Raw genomic sequence first — 21462 nt, forward strand, 5'->3', positions numbered from 1 at the left:
GGAGAAATGATTCGAAGACTGCGATGTGTGTGAATTAGCCTGGCCTGGTGGCGGAGACGGTGAACCGGCAGTGGATTGTGCGGAGGCGGCCCGAGGGGGCTTTGCGGGATGGGGATTTCGAGCTCAGGAGCGTTCCGGTTCCCGCTCCCGGGCCGGGCGAAGCCCTGGTCAGGGTGCATCGGCTGGGTATTGATCCCACGCAACGGGGTTGGCTCAACGATGCGGACAACTACGTCGATGCGGTCCCGGTCGGCTCGGTGATGCGGGGCAGCGGGGTGGGACAGGTGGTGCGTTCGAACACCGCGAGCTATCCGGTGGGTAGCTGGGTCGCCGGTATGGTCGGCTGGCAGGATTATGTCGTCGCTTCCGCGGGGGGATTGTTCGGGCTGAACGTGGTGCCCGACGGTGTACCCCCCACGATGATGTTGACCTTGTTCGGAGCTCCCGGTTTGACCGCGTACTTCGGCATGACCGATATCGGCCGGCCCGAGCCCGGCCGGACAGTGCTGGTGTCGGCTGCGGCCGGTGTGACCGGATCGATCGCGGGACAGATCGCGAAAGTCTTGGGCTGTACCGTTATCGGCATCGCGGGCGGTCCGGACAAGTGCGGGTGGATCACTGATCGTGCGGGCCTGCACGCCGCCATCGACTACAAACACGATGACATCGACGCTTGTTTGACCCGCATGGCCCCGGACGGTATCGACGTCTTCTTCGATGGTGTCGGCGGTCGAATTCTCGAGCACGGCCTGGCGCACCTTGCCCCCGGCGCCCGTGTTGTCCTGGCCGGTGCGATCTCTTCCGGGTACCACGGCTCGGACCCGCAGTACGGGCCGCGGAACTACATGCAGCTGGCCATGCGCCGAGCACGCATGGAGGGGTTCATCTTTCTCGACTACCTCGACCGCTTCCCCGAGGCGTTCACAGCGTTGCGCGAATGGCACGACCAGGGCGAACTCACCATCGCCGAAACCGTGAGCAGCGGATTGGAATTCGCACCGAGCGCACTGCGCGCTGTCTTCGAGGGCGGCAATCTCGGTAAGCAGCTGGTCGACATCGTGAAATCCTGAAACCCGCCGACCATCGAGGGCGGCAGACGCACGCCGTATGGCAAGTCAACCGGATGTCACGGTCCGACTGTCCGCTATTGCCGCTGGTCGCGGGGTGGTCGACTGCTCAGATCGATTGGCCGACAGAGCTTTCCAGCGCGGCTGCATACCGCGCTGATCTCTCCCGCCGGGCGCACAGTTCACCTCGTCTATAGCTGCGTCCCTGATCAAGCCGATGGAAGGGACAGCTCGCGGCCGTCGAGCACTTCGATCCCGGTCACAGCTCTCCCTGCAGGGTCGAAATTCAGCAAGGCGATAGTTTCGCCATCACGTTCCAGCTCAATGACGCCTGGGCTGGGCGAACCGACCGGTGCGGTCAACAGGACCAGACAGGCGGGTGTGCAGGTACACCGACCATAGAACCGCAGAGCCTGGATAGTCCGGGCAAGCCGCGCGTCCTCGTCTGTCAACAACTCGGCGACTTCGATGGCCAGGCCGGGAAAAACCTCGGCCAGGCGCGGGAACCGAACCGCCGTCATGTCCGAAGGGTACTCGCGGGGGTGCATAACGTCGCTGGCCGGGCGTTCGGCACGCGAGATCGATTGCGGGGCAGAACATCCGGTATTGCCGATGAGCGGGTGCTCGACCGGCCCCCGATCAAGCCGAGCAGCGTTTGTGCTGATACGCGAAGAGTTGCGTGCGGCCTGCTTGGCCGGTCAGTTCAGGTAGCTGGTCAGCCCCTCGACCACACGCTGGGTGACACTGCAGGGTTCGAGGGCGTCGGATTTGAGGTTCCTGGTCACGAACACTGTTTGCCCGCCCGCCACCGCGATGCTCACATAGCAGCCGATCTTGTTCGTGTCCTGGGCCGCACGGTATCGGGTGGCGTCGTGCCCGGCCGCGCGCACCGCGGTGAAATCGGCGTAGCGGCCGGACTGCTTGACCTCCTGCAAACTCTGGTGCGTGGAGGAGATGGTCACTTCGAAGGCGTCGGTGGCCGAGTGCCAGCGGCAGCCCGGCTCGCCGTCGGATCCGTCGACGACCTGCTTGCTCTCGGGTCGCAGCCCCTGATGCGCGATGTCGGCGTCGGCGATCCCGCACGGATTCCACATCGCCGGTGTCGAGGTCTGCGGCTGCGCCGTGGTCGGCGCGGTCCAGGGCGCTTGCGGTGCGGGCGCGGACTTTTCGGCGCTCGGGGTCGATTCTTGCTGTCCGCCAACGGAATTCGGGGCGTCGATAGTGGCTGCGGCGGAAACCGTCACCGATCCCGTCGTGGTTTTCGCACCCGCATCCTTGTCCTCGGCGGTGGTGCAGCCGGACAAGACGAGCGCCGCCCCGACGACACCGACCAGAACAGCCTTCGACTTCACGTTACTCGTCACGAGTCAAACCCCTTCTATCACTGCGCGTTTGCGCGCAGCCGACCCGTAGATTTCGCCGGGTCGTACCTCCCGTATTCGATCAGCGGGGACACGGCCTGCGGCCAGGACCCGAACGGTGTATCGCCACGCCGCCCACCACGTTACGTAAGGTAACGAAACTCTCCGGCTCGCTGACCTGACAAGTCACAGTCGATTCCTGCCGTATCGCTGCTCTCAGGCACCATCACGCCGACCGGACGACGACCGCACATCACCTCTGCGTCACCCCCGTCCATGCTGACTTCAGACAGGGCGAGTGAGCGATAATGGCTCCCCCGTGGCGGGCGGTATGCGCGGTGAGATCGACTGCCCCGCAGAATGTCCGCTTCTGCCGATGAGCGAATATTCCATTCACGAGTTCAACGGCAGGTACGGTCCGGCCGCCGCATGGCATGTCCAGCGCGATCGATCACGATCTACCAGATGAGAACCCCGCCACCGACTTCCAGCGCCCGTTCGGCGGCGGCCTGGATAGTCGCCAGCCGCCCCGAAATCTCCTCCACATGCCAGCCGTGGGAGTGCTGTGGGTCGGTGTGCGGCGCGATCTCCGCGAGGTGGGCCTCGACCGTCGCGCACTCGTGCAGGAAGTCGGCGACCTCCTCGGGCAGGACAGTGAGCATGTTCTCGCCGTTCAGGACAGGAAAATAGCGGGCGCCCAACGCGCGCATGGCATCCGAGCCCCACACTGTGGTGCGGAAGCTCTCGAACCCCGCAAAATCCGCACCCGGTGCAAGGTCGTCCAACAACGTCATTTCGCGGTCTTGATCGAAGAGGACCGTATGCACCCTCAGGGTCATACGCCCATGTCAACACGCTAATGCCACACCAGGCAACCGAATACCGCCGCCGACTCAGCGGCAGATATACGAGCGCACCATATTGCCGCTGGGCGCGCGTTGGTCAATGGGCCAAACTGGTTGACCGGCAGCGCATCCCAACGCACCGCATGTCGATTACCGGACTGGCGGTGCTTCGGCGAGCGACAGGCTGTTCCCGTCAGGATCGAGCACTTCGACGTGCCGCACCCCTTTGCTGTAGGTCTCGACCGACCCGTACGCAATGCCGTGTTCAGCGAATCGAGCCAGGAAGGCATCGAGGTCCGTGACGCCCAGTGTGATCATCGCCCCGCCCACCCGGGCGGCGCGAACCTCGCGGTCGTCGACAACGAGCCACGCGTTCGCGCCGGTCTGCCACAGGTATTCCTCGCCGATGACCTCATCCGCCGGACGTCCGAAGAACACCGCGTACCAGCCTATTGCCCGGGCCCGGTCACTCACGCACATCACGCTGTACAGGTCCATTTCAACCACTCCTGTTCGTTGCTACGCAAGGTTGGACTACGACCGCGGCCGGAAATCATCGGACTGAGCGAGGGCGCCCGATATTGCCGCGACCCGCGCGGTTCGAACGGGTCCGCGTGGCGTCCAGAACGTCAATGGGCCGAGATCATCTCGGCCCGCCGGACGCCTGAAGCCGCACCCGCATAACGCGCGTTCTACACGGCGAAATCGACTGCGGCGCTGAACGTCCCGTAAGTATCCGGTTGCCGCATCAGCTTTGGGTGCGCTACGACTTAGGTCCTTGTGACCCGGTGGGGGCGCGCCAGGTCGTGTGCTGCGGGTCGGGATCGCCATGGCCGACAGTCCGGGTAACCAGGACACGGTCCAGGCCGAAACGGAACAGGTGCGCGTCAGCGTCGGGAGCCGCGACATCGAACTTCGATCTTTCAGCGACGAACAGATCCGAGAGGGCTCGGCGGATGCCAGCATCGGCGACATCCTCGGCTCGTCCGGTGCAGTAGAACGCGTCCTCGTTGTCCTCGCACGGGAATGAGTGCAGGGAGTACCGGCCGTCACGATGGAGGTCGTCTTGTTTCGGTCCGGGCACGATGAACGCATACAGCTCTGTCCCGACGGGGTCGTCTGGGAGCAGCAGCGGGCATATCGGATGTACGCGGGGTCCTCCGTCGCGGCGAACGGTGGCCAGGAAGCCCAGTCCGACACCGACCTGGTACAACAACGCCCGGCCTGTGTCGGCAAGATCGGGACTACTTCGATGAAACTCACTCCAATTCGCCACGGATGCCAGTGTTTCAGAGACAACCGACACACCGAGATGCCGCGACCCGCGCGCTCGGGAGAGCGAGATCGGTTGTGCCGTTGTATGTCCGCTCATGCAGCCGCTCCGCGTGCATCAGATTGGGGCGTGACGACGGTGCGATGGAAAACCACTGGATGGTTTGATCTGCTCCATGTGAGCATCGCGTATGGCTGTCTATCTCGAGACCGACCGACTGACTCTGCGTCGCTTCACCGAGAACAATGCTCAGCTGCTCATTGAGCTCGACAGCGACCCCGACGTGATGCGCTATCTGTCCGGCGGAGTGCCGATGCCGCCGGAAAAGATTCACAACGGGATCATGCCCCGGATCGTGGGCCAATACGAAAAGCGGGATGCCTACGGCACGTTCGCCGCGCACGAGAAGAGTAGCGGCTGGTTCATCCTGCGCCCCAAAGCCGAAGGCCCGCTCGACGAGGTCGAGCTCGGTTATCGGTTCCGAAAGGCAGCCTGGGCAGAGGGTACGCGACCGAGGGATCGACGGCGTTGCCGCGTAAAGCGTTCACCGAGCTCGGGGTGCGCATGGTCTGGGCCGAAACGATGTTCGTCAACCGCGGCTCGCGCAACGTCATGGAGAAGCTCGGGATGACCCCTGTGGAGACCTATTGCCCGGACGGTCCCCGATCGAGGGCCCCGAACACGGAGAGCACAAGCTCAGCCCTGGTGATTCCCGAAAGGATGCGCTCAACCAGCAAGCCGTGAGTCCAAGCCGAGACCACGCGCTCACATGCCGCATATCGCGCCAACCGAACCGGCCAACGGGTCGCGCCGCCGGAAAGACAGAGCCCGCCCGGACACCGGACGGGGGGTGAGCAGAGTCTCCAACAGCAGCGATACCCGCGCTGCCTTACTTCTTCCCCGAGGCTAATCCGCTACGGAACTCCACGACATCCCCATCCACCATCACGTAATCCTTCCCTTCCATCCGCACCTTCCCCGCTGCCTTCGCCGCGGCCATCGAGCCCGCCTCGACCAGGTCGGTGAAGGCTACGATTTCCGCCTTGATGAAGCCTCGTTCGAAATCGGTGTGGATTACGCCGGCGGCCTTGGGGGCCGTGTCGCCCTGGTGGATGGTCCAGGCTCGGGATTCCTTCGGGCCCGCGGTGAGGTAGGTCTGGAGGCCGAGGGTGTGGAAACCGGCTCGGGCGAGGGCGTGCAGGCCGGGTTCGGCCTGGCCGATGGACTCGAGGAGTTCGGCGGCGGATTCGGCATCCAGTTCAAGGAGTTCGGCTTCCACCTTGGCGTCGAGGAAGACGGCGTCGGCGGGGGCCACGGCGGCCTTCAGTTCGGCGGTCTTGGACTCGTCGGTCAGGATCGACTCGTCCGCGTTGAAGACGTAGAGGAACGGCTTGATGGTCAGCAGCGACAGCTCGCGCAGGTTGTCGGTGTCGAGGCGGTCGCGAACCGAGAACAGGGTCTTGCCCTCGTCGAGGACGTCCTGGGCGGCCTTGGCGGCGTCGAAGACGGGCTTGCGGTCCTTCTTGACCTTGGCTTCCTTCTCCAGCCGGGGGACGGCCTTCTCCAAAGTCTGCATATCGGCGAGGATCAGCTCGGTCTCGATCACCTCGATATCGGCCAGCGGATCGACGCGGCCGTCGACGTGGATCACATCGTCGTCGGCGAAGACGCGGACCACCTGGCAGATGGCGTCGGCCTCACGAATATTGGCCAGGAATTTGTTGCCCAGCCCAGCGCCCTCGGAGGCGCCCTTGACGATGCCGGCGATATCGACGAACGACACCGTCGCGGGCACGATGCGCTCGGAGCCGAACAGCTCGGCCAGCTTGTCCAACCTCGGATCCGGCAGCGGCACCACGCCGACATTCGGCTCGATGGTGGCGAACGGGTAGTTCGCCGCCAGGACGTCGTTCTTGGTCAGCGCGTTGAACAGCGTCGACTTTCCGACATTGGGTAGGCCGACGATTCCGAGGGTGAGACTCACGAGAGCAAGAGTCTACGCGGCGGATCTCAGCGGCGAGGATTGCGACCCAGGTAGCGCAGCAGCCGGTCGACCGCGGTGTCCTCGGCCGTGCCGTCCACGACCGCGGCGAACGCACCCCACTGCCGCAGCGGCTCGACCAGACCGGTGGCCGCGGCGAGGAACGCCTCGGCCAGTTCCTCGGTGAGCGGGGAGCGCTGACCGGTCGCGACGGCGATATCCCAGGCGTGCACGGCCGCGTCGAGCCCGCACATCACGGCCGCGACGGGCGTGGGGAGTTCACCGTGCGGCAGCGGCGTGGGAACCGTGGCCACATCCTCACCCACGCGGCCCCAGGCGGCGGCCACCTCGTCGACGGCCGTGGCGACCAGAGTGGCGGCCGTGCCCTCGATGGCGCCGGAGGGGGCGAAGGGGTCGTAATCGGGGCCGGTGCCCACGCCCAGCGCCCGGGCGTAGGCGCGCTGATCGCCCGCGGCGTGCTGGATCACCTGGGTGACATTCCATTCCGCGCACGGCGTCGGCAGCTGCCACTGATCGCCGCCGATCCCGGAGACCACATCGACCAGCGCCCGATGCGAGGCGATCAGCACCTCGCGCCAGACGGGGGCCAGGGCGACGGCCGGGTCGGCGTCGGTCTGCGGGATGGTGCTCATGGGGTGGTGCCTTCCATCGTCTTGCGTTGTCCCGCACAGCTTATGCGCGTACACCGACAAAAACGATCATCGCCGTATCGCTGAGTGGATCGCTCACCGCCGTATCGCTGAGTGGATCGCTCACCGTACTCACCGCCCGCCCAGCCCCGACTGAGCGATTCCGCGCACGAAGGCCTGCTGCGCGCAGGCGTAGATCAGCAGCAGCGGAGCCAGCACGATCAGCGCCGCGGCCATCAGCAGCGGCCACTGGGTGTGGTACTGACCTTGCAGTCGAACCAAACCCAAAGTGACGGTGGCGATATCGTTGCGTTGGATCATCACCAGCGGCCACAGGAAATCGTTCCAGACCGAGATCCAGGTGAGTACTGCCAGCACCATGACGGCCGGACGGGCATGCGGCAGCAGCACCCGCCAGTACACCTGCCAGGTACCGCAGCCGTCGAGGATGGCCGCCTCCTCCAATTCGGCGGGCAGCGTGCGGAAGAACTGGCGCATGAGATAGGTCCCGAACGCCGACCCGAACAGGCCCGGCACGATCATCGCCCACGGGGTGTCCACCCAGCCGAAGGCTCGCATGAGCAGGAACTGCGGCAGCACGGTCACCGTCAGCGGCACCATCAGCGTCGCCAGATACGCCACGAACAGCAGTTCGCGGCCCGGGAACCGCAAGCGCGCGAAGGCGTATCCGGCCAGCGAGCAGAAGAACACCTGCCCCGCGGTGACACATGCGGCATACACCGCCGTATTGAGCAGCATCCGCCCCAGCGGCAGCAGTTCGAACACCCGCCCGTAATTGGACCACCGCGGCGCGGCCGGGACCGGAGCCGAATCGAGTACGTCCCCATCGCCTTTCAGCGAGGCGGACAGCGCCCACAGAATCGGACCGATCGCACACCACGCGATCACCACCAGTACGAGATAGATTCCCACCCCGCGCAGCGTCCGCCGCAGCATCGCCCGCTGGATCACCACGCCTCGGTCTCCCGCCGCGACAACCACAGCTGCACCAGCGTCGCCACCAGCAGCAGCGCGAAGATCACCCATGCCAGCGCGGCCGCGTACCCGACCTCGTAGAAGCGGAAGGCGTTCTGGAACAGCATGATTCCCAGCACATAGGTGCCGGTCTCGGGCCCGCCGTTGCCGTCGGTGAGCGCATACGCCTGATCGAAGGCCTGCACCGAATTGATGATGGTGATGACGAAGACGAACGACAGCGCGCCCCGGACCAGCGGTACGGTGATCGACCGGAAGCGTCGCCACGCGCCCGCCCCGTCGATCCGCGCCGCCTCGTACAGTGTCTGCGGAATACCCTGCATGGCGGCGAGCAGTACGACGGTCGCGAACGGCACACTCTTCCACACCGTGACCAGGCTCAGCGACACCAGCGCCCAGCCCGGATCGCTCAGCCAGGGTACGGGTTTCACCCCGAACCAGCCGAGCGCCAGATTCACCGCCCCGTAGTCGGTGGTGAGCAGGAATCGCCACACCACGGCCATGGCGACGGTCGAGGCCACCAGCGGCAGGAACGCCAGCGTACGAAACAGCCCGATCCCCCGTACCCTCCGATTCAACGCCGCCGCCACGCCCAGGCTGATCAAGACTGTCGGCGCCAGTGTCAGGACGGTGAATACCGCCGTATTGCGCAGGGCGATATAGAACAGCGGATCGCCGAGCAACTGCCGATAGTTGCCCAGCCCAGTGAATCGCATGGGCCGGAACAGATCCCAGTGCTGAAAGCTGAGATAGAGCGAAAATCCCAGCGGGAACAGCATGAACACCGCGACGGCCGCCAGATTCGGTGCCACGAAACCCATTCCGGCCCGAGCCCGACGCCGCGCCAGCGCCGAGGGTCGATGTCGGTGCCGCCCCCTCATACCCGCTCCCGCAGCAATGTATCGATGTCAGGGGCCGTATCGGCGAGCGAATCCGCCGTCGCCGCACCGCGGAGCACCCGATTGCAATGCCGCGACAGCAGTGCATCCACCTTCCCCCAGGCCGGGGTGATCGCGAGCGGCCGCGAATGTTCGGGCCCCTCGGTGAACACCGCGAGGTTGCGGATTCGCCGATGGGCCACGGCGAATCCCGGTGAGCGCATGGCCGAACGCAGCACCGGGACGAACAGTCCGGATTCGGCGATGATGGCCTGCCCGACCGGGCCGGTGGCGAATTTGACGAATTCCCAAGCCTGTTCGCGCCGCGGGCTGGCGGCGGCGATGGCCAGGCCGGTGCAGCCGACATCGGTGATCGCGGCGGGCCCGCCGTGCGGGCCGACCGGCAGCACGGTCACATCGAAGTCCAGCTCGTCATGGGCGGCGAACTCCGAATACAGCCAGTGCCCGCCGAGCAGCATCGCCGCGCGCCCGGCGGTGAACAGGTCGTAGGCCGAGACCGATTGCCGGTCACCGACATCCGGGGCCACCCGGTCGCGCACCGCGAGGTCGGCATAGAACTGCACACCGGCCGCGAAGCGCGGATCGCCGATATTGGTGCGCACCGGCGCCACCGGCGGGCTGAACCATTCGGCCCCATTGTTCATCCCGAAACACGCCGCCGAATAGCACGGCACCCAGCCGTCGACGAAACCCCACTGCCGCACCCGCCCGCCCGGTTCACGGCGGGTCAGCGCCTGTGCCGCGGCGCGAAATTCGACGAAGGTCCAGGCCCGCTCCCAACTGTCCGGAGCGCGAATCCCGGCCTGGTCGAACAGTTTCCGGTTGTAGTAGAGGAACACCCCGGACCACTGCTCGGGCAGCGCGTACTGACCGCCGCCGTAACCGAAGGTGTCGTAGAGCGAACCGTAGCTGTCGGCGCGCAGGGCTCCGGCGTACTCGGGCTCTCGGCCCAGCAGCGTGCGCAGATCGAGCAGCACACCCCGTTCGGCCAGGCCCGCGTACAGCAGTTCCCACGCCATCAGCACGTCGGGGCATTTACCTCCGGCGCAATAGGTCAGCATCTGCTGCAGCGGATCGGGTCCGGACAGGACGGTGCGAATCCTGATGTCCGGGTGACGTTTACCGAATTCCGCGATGATGCGCAGCCGGGCGCGCGCTTCCTCGGGCCGAGCCTGGAAGAAGAAGGTGAGCGCCTCGTCATCCGCAGCGCCACAATCGGCGGTCAGCAACGGCGCAGCGAGCATGGCCCCCAACAGGGTGCGGCGACGCACGACGACCTCCCTCCGCGATGATTACCAGGACAGCGGTGGGGCGCGGCGACAATGCCGCGTACCGGCACCGCAGCATACGCAGCGCACAATCGGAAGCGTGGCAATCAACGAGCATCGGCGATCCGTAGCGTCCGACCACCCCTCGGCATGTATCAAAATGTGAGATACAGATGTGCAATATGTGAGACGGGCATGTAACCATGCAGTCCGAATGTTCGGACTTGGTGAAGTCGCACCCGCGCGCGCGTCGGTTCGGCTACGTTGTGTCCGTTTCCGCAAGACCTAGTTAGAAACACGGGAGAGTAGCTCGCATGGCGACCATCGAATACCTCCGAACGGAACCCGACCTACCTCCCGTGGGCGTAGTGGACCGTTCTTCCCTCTCGCCTGCCAAGAAGGGCATCTTCCTGGTCATCGCGTTACTCGGCGCGGCCGCCTGGGTAGTCCTGGCCGTCGCGCGCGGCGAGAGCGTCAACGCCGTCTGGATCGTGATCGCGGCGGTGTGCACCTACATCCTCGCCTACCAGTTCTACGCCCGGCTGATCGAATATCGGATCACCAAGCCGCGTGACGACATCGCCACGCCCGCCGAGGAATTGGAGAACGGCAAGGATTACATGCCGATGGACCGGCGGGTCCTGTTCGGCCATCACTTCGCCGCCATCGCCGGCGCGGGTCCGCTCGTCGGTCCGGTCCTGGCCGCACAGATGGGTTATCTGCCGGGCACGATCTGGATCATCGTCGGCGTCGTGCTCGCCGGTGCGGTGCAGGACTATCTGGTGCTGTGGGCGTCGGTCAAGCGACGCGGACGCAGCCTGGGGCAGATGGCGCGTGAGGAACTCGGCGTGGTCGGCGGCATCGCGGCACTGCTGGCCGTGTTGGTGATCATGGTGATCCTGCTCGCGGTGCTGGGCATCGTCGTGGTCAACGCGCTGGCGGCGACCAAGGGGGCCGACGGCCAACTGCACGGCGGCAGCCCGTGGGGCGTGTTCTCGATTTCGCTGACCATCCCGATCGCGGTGCTGATGGGCCTGTACCTGCGCTATGTGCGGCCGGGCAAGGTCGGCGAGGTGTCGCTGGTCGGTTTCGCACTGCTGCTGCTGGCGATCGTCTCGGGCCGCTGGGTTTCCGAATCCGGTTGGGGCCGCGACCTGTTCACCCTCTCGGGTACGACCATCTCCTGGCTGCTGATCGTCTACGGCTTCATCGCCTCGGTGCTGCCGGTGTGGTTGCTGCTGGCGCCGCGCGACTATCTGTCGACCTTCATGAAGGTCGGCACCATCGTGCTGCTGGCGGTCGGCGTGGTGATCACGATGCCGGTGCTGAAGGCCCCGGCGGTGTCGCAATTCGCGGGCAACTCGAGCGGTCCGTCGTTCGCGGGCAGCCTGTTCCCGTTCCTGTTCATCACCATCGCCTGCGGCGCGCTGTCGGGCTTCCATTCGCTGGTGTCCTCGGGCACCACGCCGAAGCTGCTGCAGAAGCAGGCCCAGGCGCGGATGATCGGCTACGGCGGCATGCTGATGGAGTCGTTCGTCGCGGTCATGGCGATCATCGCCGCGAGCATCCTCGATCAGCACCTGTACTTCGCGATGAACGCGGGCGCGGGCCTGACCGGCGGCACGGCCGAGAAGGCCGCGGCCTACACCAACGGCCTCGGACTGGGCGGCACGCCGATCACCGCGGCCGAACTGAACCAGGCCGCAAGCGATGTCGGTGAGGCCAGCGTCGTCTCGCGCACCGGCGGCGCGCCCACGCTCGCCGTCGGTATGGCCGAGGTGATGCACAAGTTCATCGGCGGCACCGCGCTCAAATCGTTCTGGTACCACTTCGCGATCATGTTCGAGGCGCTGTTCATCCTCACCACGATCGATGCCGGAACCCGCGTCGCGCGGTTCATGCTGTCGGACACCCTGGGCAATCTGGGCGGCCCGGCGCGCAAGTTCAAGGATCCGTCGTGGCTGCCGGGCGCGTGGCTGTGCTCGTTCGTCGTGGTCGCGGCGTGGGGTTCGGTGCTGCTGATGGGCGTGACCGATCCGCTGGGCGGCATCTACACGCTGTATCCGCTGTTCGGCATCGCAAACCAGCTGCTGGCCGCGGTCGCGCTGACCGTGGTGCTGGTGATCGTGGTGAAGAAGGGCTATCTGAAGTGGGCGTGGATTCCCGCGCTACCGCTGGTGTGGGATCTGACCGTCACGATGACCGCGTCCTGGCAGAAGATCTTCTCCGCCGACAAGAACATCGGATACTGGAAGCAGCACAGCCTCTACAGCGACGCCCAGGCCGCCGGGAAGGTGCTGGCTCCGGCGAAGACCATGGCCGATATGGACAAGGTCGTGCGCAACACGTTCATCCAGGGCACGTTGTCGATCATCTTCGCGGCGCTGGTACTGATCGTGGCGCTGGTGGGCCTGATCGTCTGTATCCAGGCCGTGCGCAAGGGCGGCGGGCCGACCACCGAGACCCCGGAGGTCCCGTCGAAGCTGTTCGGCCCCAAGGGCTTCCTCGCCTCCAAGGCCGAGAAGGAGGTGCAGAGCGAATGGGACGAGCTGGCGAGAGCGGGCAGGGTCAAGATTCCGGGAGCCGCGCACGCGGTGGCGGCGGATTGAACACCGTCCTGCGGGCCGGGCGCGGCGTCGTCTGGTACATGAATTCGATACTCGGCGGCCAGGACTACGCGCGTTACGTGGAGCATCTGCGGCGCAACCATCCGGACCGCCCGGTACCGAGCGAGCGGGACTACTGGCGTGAGCGGCATGCGGCCGCGGCGCGCAATCCGGCCAACCGCTGCTGCTGACCGGAAGTATTGCTGATCGGCGGGTTTCCCTCGGGAACCCGCCGATCGTCCTGTGCGGGCGGGCGCGGTTCGGCGCGGGATCGCCCGGGCGGGTGGCAGCACACCGAGAGCAATCGATCAATAGCCGAAATGAATGACTAAGAAACGTTGTCTTGCGGGGGTAGCTGGCTGATTTCCGCTAGCGCGGATCCGCTCGGACTGACATGGTGGACTGCGTGAGTGCGAACGGTCTGGACTTCGAGCGTTGTTACCGTGCTGTGGCGACCCGCGATTCCCGTTTCGACGGGCACTTCTTCACCGCGGTGCGCACCACCGGAATCTATTGCCGCCCATCGTGTCCGGCTATCACTCCGAAACGCTCCAACGTCACCTTCATGCCGACCGCGGCGGCCGCTCAGCAGAGCGGGTTCCGGGCCTGTCGCCGCTGCCTACCCGATGCCGCGCCCGGCTCGCCGCTGTGGAACACGCGCGCGGATCTGGCGTCGCGGGCCATGCGACTGATCGCCGATGGCGTGATCGAGCGCGGCGGCGTACCCGCGCTGGCCGGGGCGCTGGGGTATTCGCAGCGGCAGCTGACCCGGGTGCTGACCTCCGAACTCGGCGCCGGACCGCTGGCGCTGGCCCGCGCCCATCGCGCGCATACCGCGCGGCTGCTGATCCAGACCACGCGAATGCCGATGTCCGACATCGCCTTCGCGGCCGGATTCGCGAGCATCCGGCAGTTCAACGACACCGTGCGCGAGGTGTTCGCGGTGAGCCCGACCGTACTGCGCGAGGAGTCGCGACGGCTGCGCGGTGACACCCTGCCCGCCACCAACGGCATGCTCACCCTGCGGCTGCCCTATCGCGAACCGCTGGACAAGCCGTGGCTGGAATGGTTCCTGTCCGCGCACGCGGTGCCCGGCATCGAACAGTGGGAGGACGGCACCTACACCCGCAGCCTGCACACCCCGCACGGGCATGCGACCGTGCGGCTGAGCGTCCAGCCCGGACATGTGCGGGCCGGGCTCGCGCTGCACGATATGCGCGATCTCGCCCCGACCGTGGCGCGGTTGCGGCATCTGCTGGATCTGGATGCCGATCCCATGGGTATCGACGAGGCGCTCACGGGCGGATTCGGGGCCGGGGCCGGGGTCAGTCCCGGAATCCGGGTGCCCGGCTGCCTGGACGCGTCGGAGTTGTTGCTGCGCACCATGATCGGCCAGCAGATCTCCGTCTCCGCGGCGGCGACCCACACCGCGCGGCTGGTGGAGGCGCTGGGCGAGACCGTCAGCGGGCCGGTGCCGCGGCTGTTCCCGTCCGCGGAGACGATCGCCGAGCGCGGGGCCGAGGTGCTGACCGGGCCGACCCGGCGGACCACCTCGATCCTGTCGGCCGCCCGCGCGCTGGCCTCGGGCGAACTGTCGCTGCACGCCGGGCGTACGGCCGCGGATGTGCGGCGCGATCTGCTGGCCCTCGACGGCGTCGGGCCGTGGACCGCCGACTATGTGACCATGCGGCTGCTGGCCGACCCCGACATCCTGCTGCACACCGATCTGGTGGTACGGCGCGGGGCGACGCTGTTCGGCATCGACCTCGGCGAGACCGCGCGCTGGGCACCGTGGCGGTCGTATCTGTCCATGCACATGTGGAAGCGAGCGCTGGCCGAACGCACCAACGGCGCCGCGAACGGCTCCCCCATCCGAACCCCCGTGAAAGTGAGCGTCCAGCAATGAGTCTCGCCGATTACGCGACGACGAGCACCCCCATCGGCCCCTTCACCACCGTCGTCGACGCCGAGGGCGCCGTACTGGCCGCGGGCTGGACCACCGACGCCGAGGGCCTGCGACTGCTCATCCACCCCACCCTGCGCCCCGCCGAACTGCGCCACCGCGAGGCCCTCGGCCCGATCACCCGAGCCGTCGAGACCTACCACACCGGTGAACTCCACGCGATCGACGACATCACCGTCCGCCAGCTGTCGGGCCCGTTCCTGGTGCACGCCTGGGAAGTCCTGCGCAAGATCCCCGCCGGATCCCCCGTCACCTACACCGCATTCGCCGACCGCTCCGGCCGCCCCGAGGCCGTCCGCGCCGCCGCCAACGCCTGCGCCCGCAACGCGGCGGCCCTGTTCGTCCCTTGCCACAGGGTATTTCGCACCGACGGCTCCCTGGGCGGCTTCCGCTGGGGGTTGGAGGTCAAGAACTGGCTGCTGTCCCACGAGCAGACCCACAGCGCCTGACATCCATCGGCAAGCTCAGCTCTGGTTGTCGGTGGCTGTCGGTATTCTGCGCGCGCGGCTGATGGCGGGAGATGTGGGCGATGAATCGGACGGATCGGTTGTACGCGCTGGTCGAGGATTTGCGGGCGGTGGCGCCGGGGCGGCGGACCGCGCGGGAGTTGGCGGGGCGCTATGAGGTGAGTGTGCGGACCATCGAGCGGGATATCTCGGCATTGCAGCAGTCGGGGGTGCCGATCTACGCGGATGTGGGGCGCACGGGGGGCTATACGTTGGACAAGCGGATGTCGTTGCCGCCGTTGAACTTCTCGCCCGCCGAGGTGGTGGCCATGGGGGTCGCGCTGCGGCGGATGCGGGGCACTCCGTTCGACGCCGCGGGGGCCGCGGCGCTGGCCAAGATCGTGGCCGCGCTGTCGGATGCTTCGGCCGGGGCCGCGCGGGCGCTGGCCGAACGGGTTCGGGTGGTGGAGGCGGTGGCGGAACCGGATTCGGGTGCGTGCGCGGGGGTGGTGAACGAGGCCATTGTCGAGCGGCGGGTGATCCGGATGTCGTATGCCGACCGGTTCGGCGTTGTTACCGAGCGCTGCGTGGAACCCATGGCGTTGATGTGCGGCGGGGAGGGTTGGTATCTGGTCGGCTGGTGTCGGTTGCGCGGCGACGCAAGGGTTTTCCGGCTCGACCGGATCACCGGAGCCGAATTGGGCGAGCGGGCCGTCGTCGCCCGGCGGTGGCGGCAGTTCGACGACCTGCCCGCGGATCGCATCGTCCGGACCGTGGCGCTGTAGAAAACACCGACACAGGGTTGTCGCCACGGTGCTCGAAGCTCGACGAGTGCAGCCGCTCGGGCTGTATCGCGATCCGAGGAGGACCCTTCGATGACCCCAGCCTTCGACACCGTGGCCTGGTTCCAGATCGGCACGCCCGATCCCGCCGCCGCCCAACGGTTCTACGGCGAGCTGTTCGGCTGGAGCTTCCGCGCCGATCCCGGCAGCGGTGACGGTTACCAACTGATCAACTATGCCGATGCGACCGTTCCCTCCGGCGGTATGAACGACGAGCAGCCCGGGGCCGGATACGCGGTGTTCTGTGTCATGGTCCGCGATGTCGCGGCGACATGTGAGCGCGTGACGGAACTGGGCGGCAAGGTGCTCGCACCGCCCGCCACGACGCCCAACGGACTCGTCTCCGCCGATCTGCTCGATACCGACGGCAACCGGTTCATGGTGTTCACCCCCGCGCCTCGATAGGCGCGGGAATCAGGCCACGATCGTGCGCAGGCGCGAACCCGTGGGCTGGCGAATCACGTGCAGGCGGCTGGGGATTCGTTGGCGCATCTCGTCCACATGGGAGACGACGCCGACGACCCGGCCGCCCGAGCGCAGTTCGTCGAGGACGCCCATGACCGCGTCCAGGGTGTCGGCGTCGAGGCTGCCGAAGCCCTCGTCGATGAACAGGGTGTCGAGGACCAGGCCGCCGGATTCGGCGGCCACCACATCGGCCAAGCCCAGGGCCAGGGCCAGCGAGGCCATGAAGGTCTCACCGCCGGAGAGGGTTTTGGCGGGGCGGACGGCGCCGGTGTAGTCGTCGCGGATGTCCAAGCCCAGGCCGCCGCGGCGACCCCGGGGGCCCGCGGCGTCGGAGTGTACGAATTCGTAACGGCCGCCGGACATTCGGCGCAGGCGAACCGAACCGGCCAGGGCCACCTCTTCCAGGCGGGCGGCCAGGACGTAGGAGCGCAGCGACATCTTGCGATTGTTCGCGCCGCGACCGGCGACCACATCGGCCAGTTCGGCCAGTTCCTCGTGGGCGCTCTGGGCGGGGGCGATATGGTCCACCGCGGCCCAGAGCTGGCCGCCCAGTTCCTCCAGCTGCGCGACTCGGCGGGTGGCTTCGGCGTGGGCGGCCACCGCGGCGTCCAGGCGGGTACGGGACTGGGCGACAAGGGATTCCACGGTATCGAGGTCGCCGGGTTCCGAGGTCGCGGCGGTCTGGATATCCGGTTCGGCCAGGACCGCCTCGGCATGGGCGCGAGTGCGGTCGGCGGCGGTTAGTTCGGCGTCGATCTCGGCCTGCTGCTGCGGTGTGCGGGTGGCGGCGTCGACCACCTTCGCGTAGGTGGCCAGGGCGGCGTAGTCCGGTTCCGAAGCGCCCTCGGCCACAACCGTTTCCGCGTCGACGACCAGCCCGGCCGAGCGGGCGGATACCTCGACGCGGCGCGCTGCGGCGGTGAGATGCTCTCGGGCCGAGGCAGTTTCGGTGCGCGCGGCGCGCAGGGCGGTGGCGTCGGCGATGAGGGCGTCCAGGCGGGCGCGGCGGCGCTCCACGGTGCCGTCGGCGCCCGCGGCGATCCGCAGGCGGTCGGTGACCTCGGCGAGGCGACGATCGGCGGCCAGAATGCGTTCGGCGACCGCGCTGGCGTGGCTCTGCGCCTCGCGCAGTTCCTCCTGCAGGCCGGTGTCCTCGGTACGCAGGCGCGCCAATTCGACGGTCAGATCGTCGTGGCGGGTCGCGCTCGTGCTCGCGGATTCGTAACGCGCGGTGACGGTGTTCAGGGCGGCGGTCAATTCGGCCTTGTCGCCGTCGCCGCCGCGCTCGACGAGGATCTCGATCCGGCGTTGCAGGTCGGTGAGCTGGGCCAGCGCGCGATCGCGGGCGGTCTCGGCGAGGCGTTCGGCCGCGACCGCGCGCTCCTCGTCATCCTTCGAGGCCGCCGCGGCGACCGCCCGGGCCGGGGCCGGATGCTCGGTCGATCCGCAGACGCCGCACGGATCACCCTCGACCAGCGCGCCCGCCAATTCCGCTGCCATACCGGCCAATCGGCGCTCGCGAATATCGAGGGTGCGCTCACGGGCGTCGTTGTGCGCCGCGCGGGCGGATTCGTGCGCGGCCTCGGCGCGTGCCGAATCCTGGCGCACCCGCACCAATTCCACCGCGGCCGTGGCGGCGGCGCGCAACCGCTCGCAATCGGCGGCCAGCCCGGGAAGTTCGGCGACCGCATCGGCGGCCTCCCGCAGGCGAACCTCAGCGGATCGAATGGCATCGGGCAACTGCGCCCGCCGAGCGGAAACCTTGGCGATCCGCTCGGTAAGACGCCCCTGCTCCTTACGCATCTCCGCCAGTTCGGCGGCCAGACGACGGGAGGAGTCGGCGTCGATTCGCACCTCGTCCAACGCGCCCACCTGGGCGGTCCAACGTTGGATCGCGGTATCGATGCCGTTCGTCGCGTCGGACGGCCCGGCCGGCTGCGCACCCCCGCCGACAGAAAAAATACCCTGCGGTTCAGCGGCATTCGTCGTAGGCGCGAGACCCGGCCGCGATTGGGCCGTTGCGCCGGTATCGGCCACCGTGCGAAGCGGACGATTGTCGGCCACGGGACGCGTCGCGCGGCCGTCCTCGGCCGGCCGCTCAGGGGCATTCGACGTGGATGTGATACCCGGCTGCGGCTGGGCGGTTGTGTTGGCATCGGCCACCGCGCGAAGCGGGCGGTTGTCGGCCGGCCGGTCCAGCGGGACGAGAGCGAACAGGCCAGGCTCGGCATCGTCGCTGCAAGGTTCGGCGAGTTCGATGGTGAAGAGTCCGGGCTCGGCATTGGCATCGGCCGCGCCCTGCGAGTTGCCGGGTATCGAAAGCTCCTCGGGGGCGGCGGCTTCGGGCCGCTCACTCGTCTCGTCTGGCTCGACTACTTCGAAAGGCGCTGCCGTATCTCCCGATTCGCCTCGATCAGCCGCGTCGGCATGCCCGTAACCAGCCGCCGAACCGTCCTGCCGCGCGGTGTCGGCCGCGAGTGGCGGGATGGCTCGCAGTTCCTCGGCTCGGTTCGTATCGGACAGCTCGGTGTTGGCCAGATCCGTTGCGGCCCAGTATGTTCCCGACAGTTCGGCACTCGCCGGTTCGAGTAGACGGTCGGCGAGGCGTTCGGCCAGGCCGTGGGTTTCGTCGGCTCGGCGGCGAACCGTGACGGCCGCGTTGCGTGCCTCGGCCAGGCTGTCCGCGACCGGTTCGGCGCGACGCGCCCGGTCGAGTTCGGTGCGGCGGCGGGCGCGCTGGTCGGCGGTGGCGGTGAATTCGGCGAGCTGCGCGCGGGCCGTGGCCAATCGCCGATGCAGGTCGTGCAATCGGCGCTGGTGTTCGGCGGTGGTGTGCGCCTGGGCCGAATCCCGCTGGCAGCGTTGGAGTTCCGCGGTGGTCTCGGTGAGGTGCGTGCGCGCGTCGGCGAGCAGTCGCTGCGACCATTCCACGGCCTCCAGCGGACCGACGGCCTCGGTCGGGCCGACCCCGCCCGCCAGGCCGACCTGCGCGGTCAGGCGGTCGATATTCTGACGCTGGATCTCCAATTCCGCGGCGCTGTCGCGGCGGCGCTGGGCCAGCCACTGCTCGGCGACGCCGAAACGCTCGGTGTCGAAAAGCTTTTCCAGCAGTCTCTCGCGATCCTCGTTGTCCGCCCGCAGAAATCGCGCGAAATCGCCCTGCGGCAGCAGCACCACCTGGAAGAACTGATCGGCGCTCATGCCGAGCAGTCGAACCACCTCATCGCCGATATCCGGTATGCGAGAGAGGTTCTGGCCCCGTCCGTCCAGCCACTCGAGGGTGGCCGCGGCCTGTTCGGTCCGATATCCGGTCCCCCGCTTCTTGGGCCGCTCGAACTCCGGCGACCGGATCAACCGCAGGCGCCGCCCGCCCAGCGTCGCCTCCAGCAGCACCCGCGGCGGCGTCTGCGGATCGGCGTGATCGGAGTGCAGCCGCTTACTCTCCCCGCGCGCCCCGGGCACCCGCCCGTAGAGCGCGAAGGCGATGGCGTCGAGCACCGTCGTCTTACCGGCCCCGGTCTGCCCGTGCAGCAGAAACAGCCCGTCGGCCCCCAATTCGTCGAAATCGACCACCGCGGTTTCGGCGAACGGGCCGAAGGCGGTGACCTCCAGGCGATGCAGCCTCATGCGGTGAGCTCGTCCGGCCGGAGGACGGCTTCGGTGTGGGCGGTCGACGCCGCGAGCGCACGTTCGACCCATTGCATCTCACTCGCCGACGGCTCTCCGCGAACATCGGTCAGGAAGCTGTGGGCGACCTCGGTGTCGCGGCGACCGTGCACGCGCTCACGGTAGCGCAATTCCGGATTGCCTTCGGGGCGTGACCATTCCACGTGGACCGCATGCGGAAAGCGGGTCCGCAGACGGCGCAGGGCGTCGACGGGACGGGCGTGGTCGGTGAGGGTGGCCGAGACGTAGTGGTCCTCGCAGTCGGCATGGGCCGGGTCGGCGAGCAACTCGTCCAGGGGGCCGGTGAGTTGGGCCAGGCCGCGCACCCGGGGCAGATCGCGCCGCTCGACCGCGGTGAGACCGTCGGCCCCGAGGTCGAGCAGCCAGACCGCCTTGCTGTGCGAACGTTCGGCGAAGGAGTACGGCAGCGGGGAGCCGGAGTAGCGGATGGACTCGGTCAGGGTCTGGGGCGAATGCAGATGCCCGAGCGCCACATAGTCGATGCCGTCGAAGGCGCCCGCGGGGACCGTCTCCACCCCGCCGACCGAGATCGAGCGCTCCGAGCCGGTGGCCTCGCCGCCCACCACGAAGGCATGCGCCAGCACGACCGAGCGCGGATTGCCGCGTCGGGCGAGGTCGGCGCGGATCCGGGCCATCGCGGCATCGAGGATTTCGGCGTGCGAGCGGGCCTGCGGCACATCGAGTTCGACGCGGGTGATCTCCGGTTCCAGATACGGGATGCCGTAGCAGGCGATCTCGCCGTATGCGTCGGACAGCATTACCGGCCGGTCGGTATCGGCGACGGTGGTGCGCAGATGCAGGCCACCGGCCGCGGCGAAACTGCCCAGCGCACCGAGCCTGGTCGGCGAGTCGTGATTACCCGACGTGGCGACGATCACCGCGCCCGCGGCGCGAATCGCCTCGAAACCCCTGTTGCACACCGCGATCGCGTCGGCGCTCGGAATCGACCGGTCGTACACATCACCCGGCAGCAGTACGACCTCGACCCCCTCGGCCGCAACGACCTCGGCGATCAGCTCCAGCGAACGCGCCTGGTCGGCAAGCAGATCGACACCGTGGAAGGTGCGGCCGATATGCCAGTCCGAGGTGTGCAGCATCCGCATGCCGCGAAAC

At 67.6% G+C, this 21462-nt stretch carries 19 protein-coding genes and 1 pseudogene; 9 read left to right on the forward strand and 11 right to left on the reverse strand.

Annotated features, from left to right (window positions below; translation table 11 throughout):
- Positions 1–47: 47 nt before the first annotated feature.
- Positions 48–1070 (forward strand): NADP-dependent oxidoreductase, encoded by a 1023-nt coding sequence (locus tag NP4_RS24090; protein WP_068001980.1) that lies wholly within the window; start codon positions 48–50, stop codon positions 1068–1070.
- 206 nt (positions 1071–1276) lie between these two features.
- Here the strand turns inward: NP4_RS24090 and NP4_RS24095 are convergent, their stop codons facing one another.
- The 4 genes from NP4_RS24095 to NP4_RS24110 form a co-directional block, all read right to left on the reverse strand.
- Positions 1277–1588, reverse strand: a complete 312-nt coding sequence (locus NP4_RS24095) for a hypothetical protein (RefSeq protein WP_147287797.1) — start codon at positions 1586–1588, stop codon at positions 1277–1279.
- A gap of 177 nt (positions 1589–1765) precedes the next feature.
- Positions 1766–2431 carry a DUF3558 domain-containing protein gene (locus NP4_RS24100; RefSeq protein WP_082876176.1) on the reverse strand — a complete coding sequence of 222 codons (666 nt, stop codon included), beginning with the start codon at positions 2429–2431 and terminating at the stop codon, positions 1766–1768.
- A 455-nt stretch (positions 2432–2886) separates the two neighbouring features.
- Positions 2887–3267 carry a hypothetical protein gene (locus tag NP4_RS24105; protein ID WP_068001986.1) on the reverse strand — a complete coding sequence of 127 codons (381 nt, stop codon included), beginning with the start codon at positions 3265–3267 and terminating at the stop codon, positions 2887–2889.
- A gap of 156 nt (positions 3268–3423) precedes the next feature.
- The gene (locus NP4_RS24110; protein WP_068002136.1) at positions 3424–3771 is read right to left on the reverse strand and encodes a VOC family protein; all 348 of its coding nucleotides are present in this window, start codon (positions 3769–3771) and stop codon (positions 3424–3426) included.
- 331 nt (positions 3772–4102) lie between these two features.
- On the opposite strand from NP4_RS24110, the gene NP4_RS24115 reads away from it, so the two are divergent.
- Both NP4_RS24115 and NP4_RS40180 read left to right on the forward strand, forming a co-directional pair.
- Positions 4103–4303, forward strand: a complete 201-nt coding sequence (locus NP4_RS24115; protein WP_147288131.1) for a hypothetical protein — start codon at positions 4103–4105, stop codon at positions 4301–4303.
- A 433-nt stretch (positions 4304–4736) separates the two neighbouring features.
- A pseudogene (locus NP4_RS40180) lies at positions 4737–5290 on the forward strand (GNAT family N-acetyltransferase).
- Between the two features lie 145 nt (positions 5291–5435).
- Here the strand turns inward: NP4_RS40180 and ychF are convergent.
- From ychF to NP4_RS24145, 5 genes are all read right to left on the reverse strand, one after another.
- Positions 5436–6530: a redox-regulated ATPase YchF gene (gene ychF / locus NP4_RS24125; RefSeq protein ID WP_068001996.1), complete on the reverse strand. Its 1095-nt coding sequence runs from the start codon at positions 6528–6530 to the stop codon at positions 5436–5438.
- Between the two features lie 26 nt (positions 6531–6556).
- Entirely contained in the window at positions 6557–7180 is a 624-nt protein-coding gene (locus NP4_RS24130) for a TIGR03086 family metal-binding protein (protein ID WP_068001999.1), read from the reverse strand.
- A gap of 129 nt (positions 7181–7309) precedes the next feature.
- Complete coding sequence (locus NP4_RS24135) at positions 7310–8134, reverse strand: carbohydrate ABC transporter permease (RefSeq protein ID WP_068002139.1); 825 nt, start codon at positions 8132–8134, stop codon at positions 7310–7312.
- Between the two features lie 11 nt (positions 8135–8145).
- Positions 8146–9054 carry a carbohydrate ABC transporter permease gene (locus NP4_RS24140; protein ID WP_082876177.1) on the reverse strand — a complete coding sequence of 303 codons (909 nt, stop codon included), beginning with the start codon at positions 9052–9054 and terminating at the stop codon, positions 8146–8148.
- Positions 9051–10316, reverse strand: a complete 1266-nt coding sequence (locus tag NP4_RS24145) for an ABC transporter substrate-binding protein (RefSeq protein ID WP_068002003.1) — start codon at positions 10314–10316, stop codon at positions 9051–9053. The genes NP4_RS24140 and NP4_RS24145 overlap by 4 nt, the downstream gene beginning before the upstream one ends.
- 338 nt (positions 10317–10654) lie before the next feature.
- Between NP4_RS24145 and NP4_RS24150 the strand changes: the two genes are divergently transcribed.
- The 6 genes from NP4_RS24150 (at position 10655) to NP4_RS24175 (ending at position 16602) form a co-directional block, all read left to right on the forward strand.
- Complete coding sequence (locus NP4_RS24150) at positions 10655–12949, forward strand: carbon starvation CstA family protein (protein WP_068002006.1); 2295 nt, start codon at positions 10655–10657, stop codon at positions 12947–12949.
- Positions 12946–13137: a YbdD/YjiX family protein gene (locus tag NP4_RS24155; RefSeq protein ID WP_068002009.1), complete on the forward strand. Its 192-nt coding sequence runs from the start codon at positions 12946–12948 to the stop codon at positions 13135–13137. The genes NP4_RS24150 and NP4_RS24155 overlap by 4 nt, the downstream gene beginning before the upstream one ends.
- Positions 13138–13340: 203 nt before the next feature.
- The gene (locus NP4_RS24160; protein WP_068002014.1) at positions 13341–14852 is read left to right on the forward strand and encodes an AlkA N-terminal domain-containing protein; all 1512 of its coding nucleotides are present in this window, start codon (positions 13341–13343) and stop codon (positions 14850–14852) included.
- The gene (locus NP4_RS24165; RefSeq protein WP_068002017.1) at positions 14849–15358 is read left to right on the forward strand and encodes a methylated-DNA--[protein]-cysteine S-methyltransferase; all 510 of its coding nucleotides are present in this window, start codon (positions 14849–14851) and stop codon (positions 15356–15358) included. Before NP4_RS24160 ends, NP4_RS24165 begins: the two co-directional genes overlap by 4 nt.
- A gap of 80 nt (positions 15359–15438) precedes the next feature.
- Positions 15439–16140, forward strand: coding sequence for a helix-turn-helix transcriptional regulator (locus NP4_RS24170; protein WP_068002142.1), 702 nt, complete (start codon positions 15439–15441; stop codon positions 16138–16140).
- A gap of 90 nt (positions 16141–16230) precedes the next feature.
- Positions 16231–16602, forward strand: a complete 372-nt coding sequence (locus NP4_RS24175) for a VOC family protein (RefSeq protein WP_068002020.1) — start codon at positions 16231–16233, stop codon at positions 16600–16602.
- A gap of 9 nt (positions 16603–16611) precedes the next feature.
- On the opposite strand, the gene NP4_RS24180 is transcribed toward NP4_RS24175, so the two are convergent.
- Positions 16612–20289: an AAA family ATPase gene (locus NP4_RS24180; RefSeq protein WP_068002026.1), complete on the reverse strand. Its 3678-nt coding sequence runs from the start codon at positions 20287–20289 to the stop codon at positions 16612–16614.
- Complete coding sequence (locus NP4_RS24185; protein WP_068002029.1) at positions 20286–21452, reverse strand: exonuclease SbcCD subunit D; 1167 nt, start codon at positions 21450–21452, stop codon at positions 20286–20288. The genes NP4_RS24180 and NP4_RS24185 overlap by 4 nt, the downstream gene beginning before the upstream one ends.
- Positions 21453–21462 lie beyond the last annotated feature (10 nt).

The sequence above is a fragment of the Nocardia pseudobrasiliensis NBRC 108224 genome, assembly GCF_001613105.1.
In the GTDB taxonomy this organism is placed as follows: Bacteria; Actinomycetota; Actinomycetes; order Mycobacteriales; family Mycobacteriaceae; genus Nocardia; species Nocardia pseudobrasiliensis.

Coding starts and splice junctions, on each gene's coding strand:
- NP4_RS24130 (WP_068001999.1), bottom strand. CDS start 7,180: ATGAGCACCATCCCGCAGACCGACGCCGACCCGGCCGTCGCCCTGGCC.
- NP4_RS24135 (WP_068002139.1), bottom strand. CDS start 8,134: ATGCTGCGGCGGACGCTGCGCGGGGTGGGAATCTATCTCGTACTGGTG.
- NP4_RS24160 (WP_068002014.1), top strand. CDS start 13,341: ATGGTGGACTGCGTGAGTGCGAACGGTCTGGACTTCGAGCGTTGTTAC.
- NP4_RS24180 (WP_068002026.1), bottom strand. CDS start 20,289: ATGAGGCTGCATCGCCTGGAGGTCACCGCCTTCGGCCCGTTCGCCGAA.
- NP4_RS24095 (WP_147287797.1), bottom strand. CDS start 1,588: ATGACGGCGGTTCGGTTCCCGCGCCTGGCCGAGGTTTTTCCCGGCCTG.
- NP4_RS24145 (WP_068002003.1), bottom strand. CDS start 10,316: ATGCTCGCTGCGCCGTTGCTGACCGCCGATTGTGGCGCTGCGGATGAC.
- NP4_RS24105 (WP_068001986.1), bottom strand. CDS start 3,267: ATGACCCTGAGGGTGCATACGGTCCTCTTCGATCAAGACCGCGAAATG.
- NP4_RS24185 (WP_068002029.1), bottom strand. CDS start 21,452: ATGCGGATGCTGCACACCTCGGACTGGCATATCGGCCGCACCTTCCAC.
- NP4_RS24165 (WP_068002017.1), top strand. CDS start 14,849: ATGAGTCTCGCCGATTACGCGACGACGAGCACCCCCATCGGCCCCTTC.
- NP4_RS24175 (WP_068002020.1), top strand. CDS start 16,231: ATGACCCCAGCCTTCGACACCGTGGCCTGGTTCCAGATCGGCACGCCC.
- NP4_RS24110 (WP_068002136.1), bottom strand. CDS start 3,771: ATGGACCTGTACAGCGTGATGTGCGTGAGTGACCGGGCCCGGGCAATA.
- NP4_RS24115 (WP_147288131.1), top strand. CDS start 4,103: ATGGCCGACAGTCCGGGTAACCAGGACACGGTCCAGGCCGAAACGGAA.
- NP4_RS24150 (WP_068002006.1), top strand. CDS start 10,655: ATGGCGACCATCGAATACCTCCGAACGGAACCCGACCTACCTCCCGTG.
- NP4_RS24140 (WP_082876177.1), bottom strand. CDS start 9,054: ATGAGGGGGCGGCACCGACATCGACCCTCGGCGCTGGCGCGGCGTCGG.
- NP4_RS24170 (WP_068002142.1), top strand. CDS start 15,439: ATGAATCGGACGGATCGGTTGTACGCGCTGGTCGAGGATTTGCGGGCG.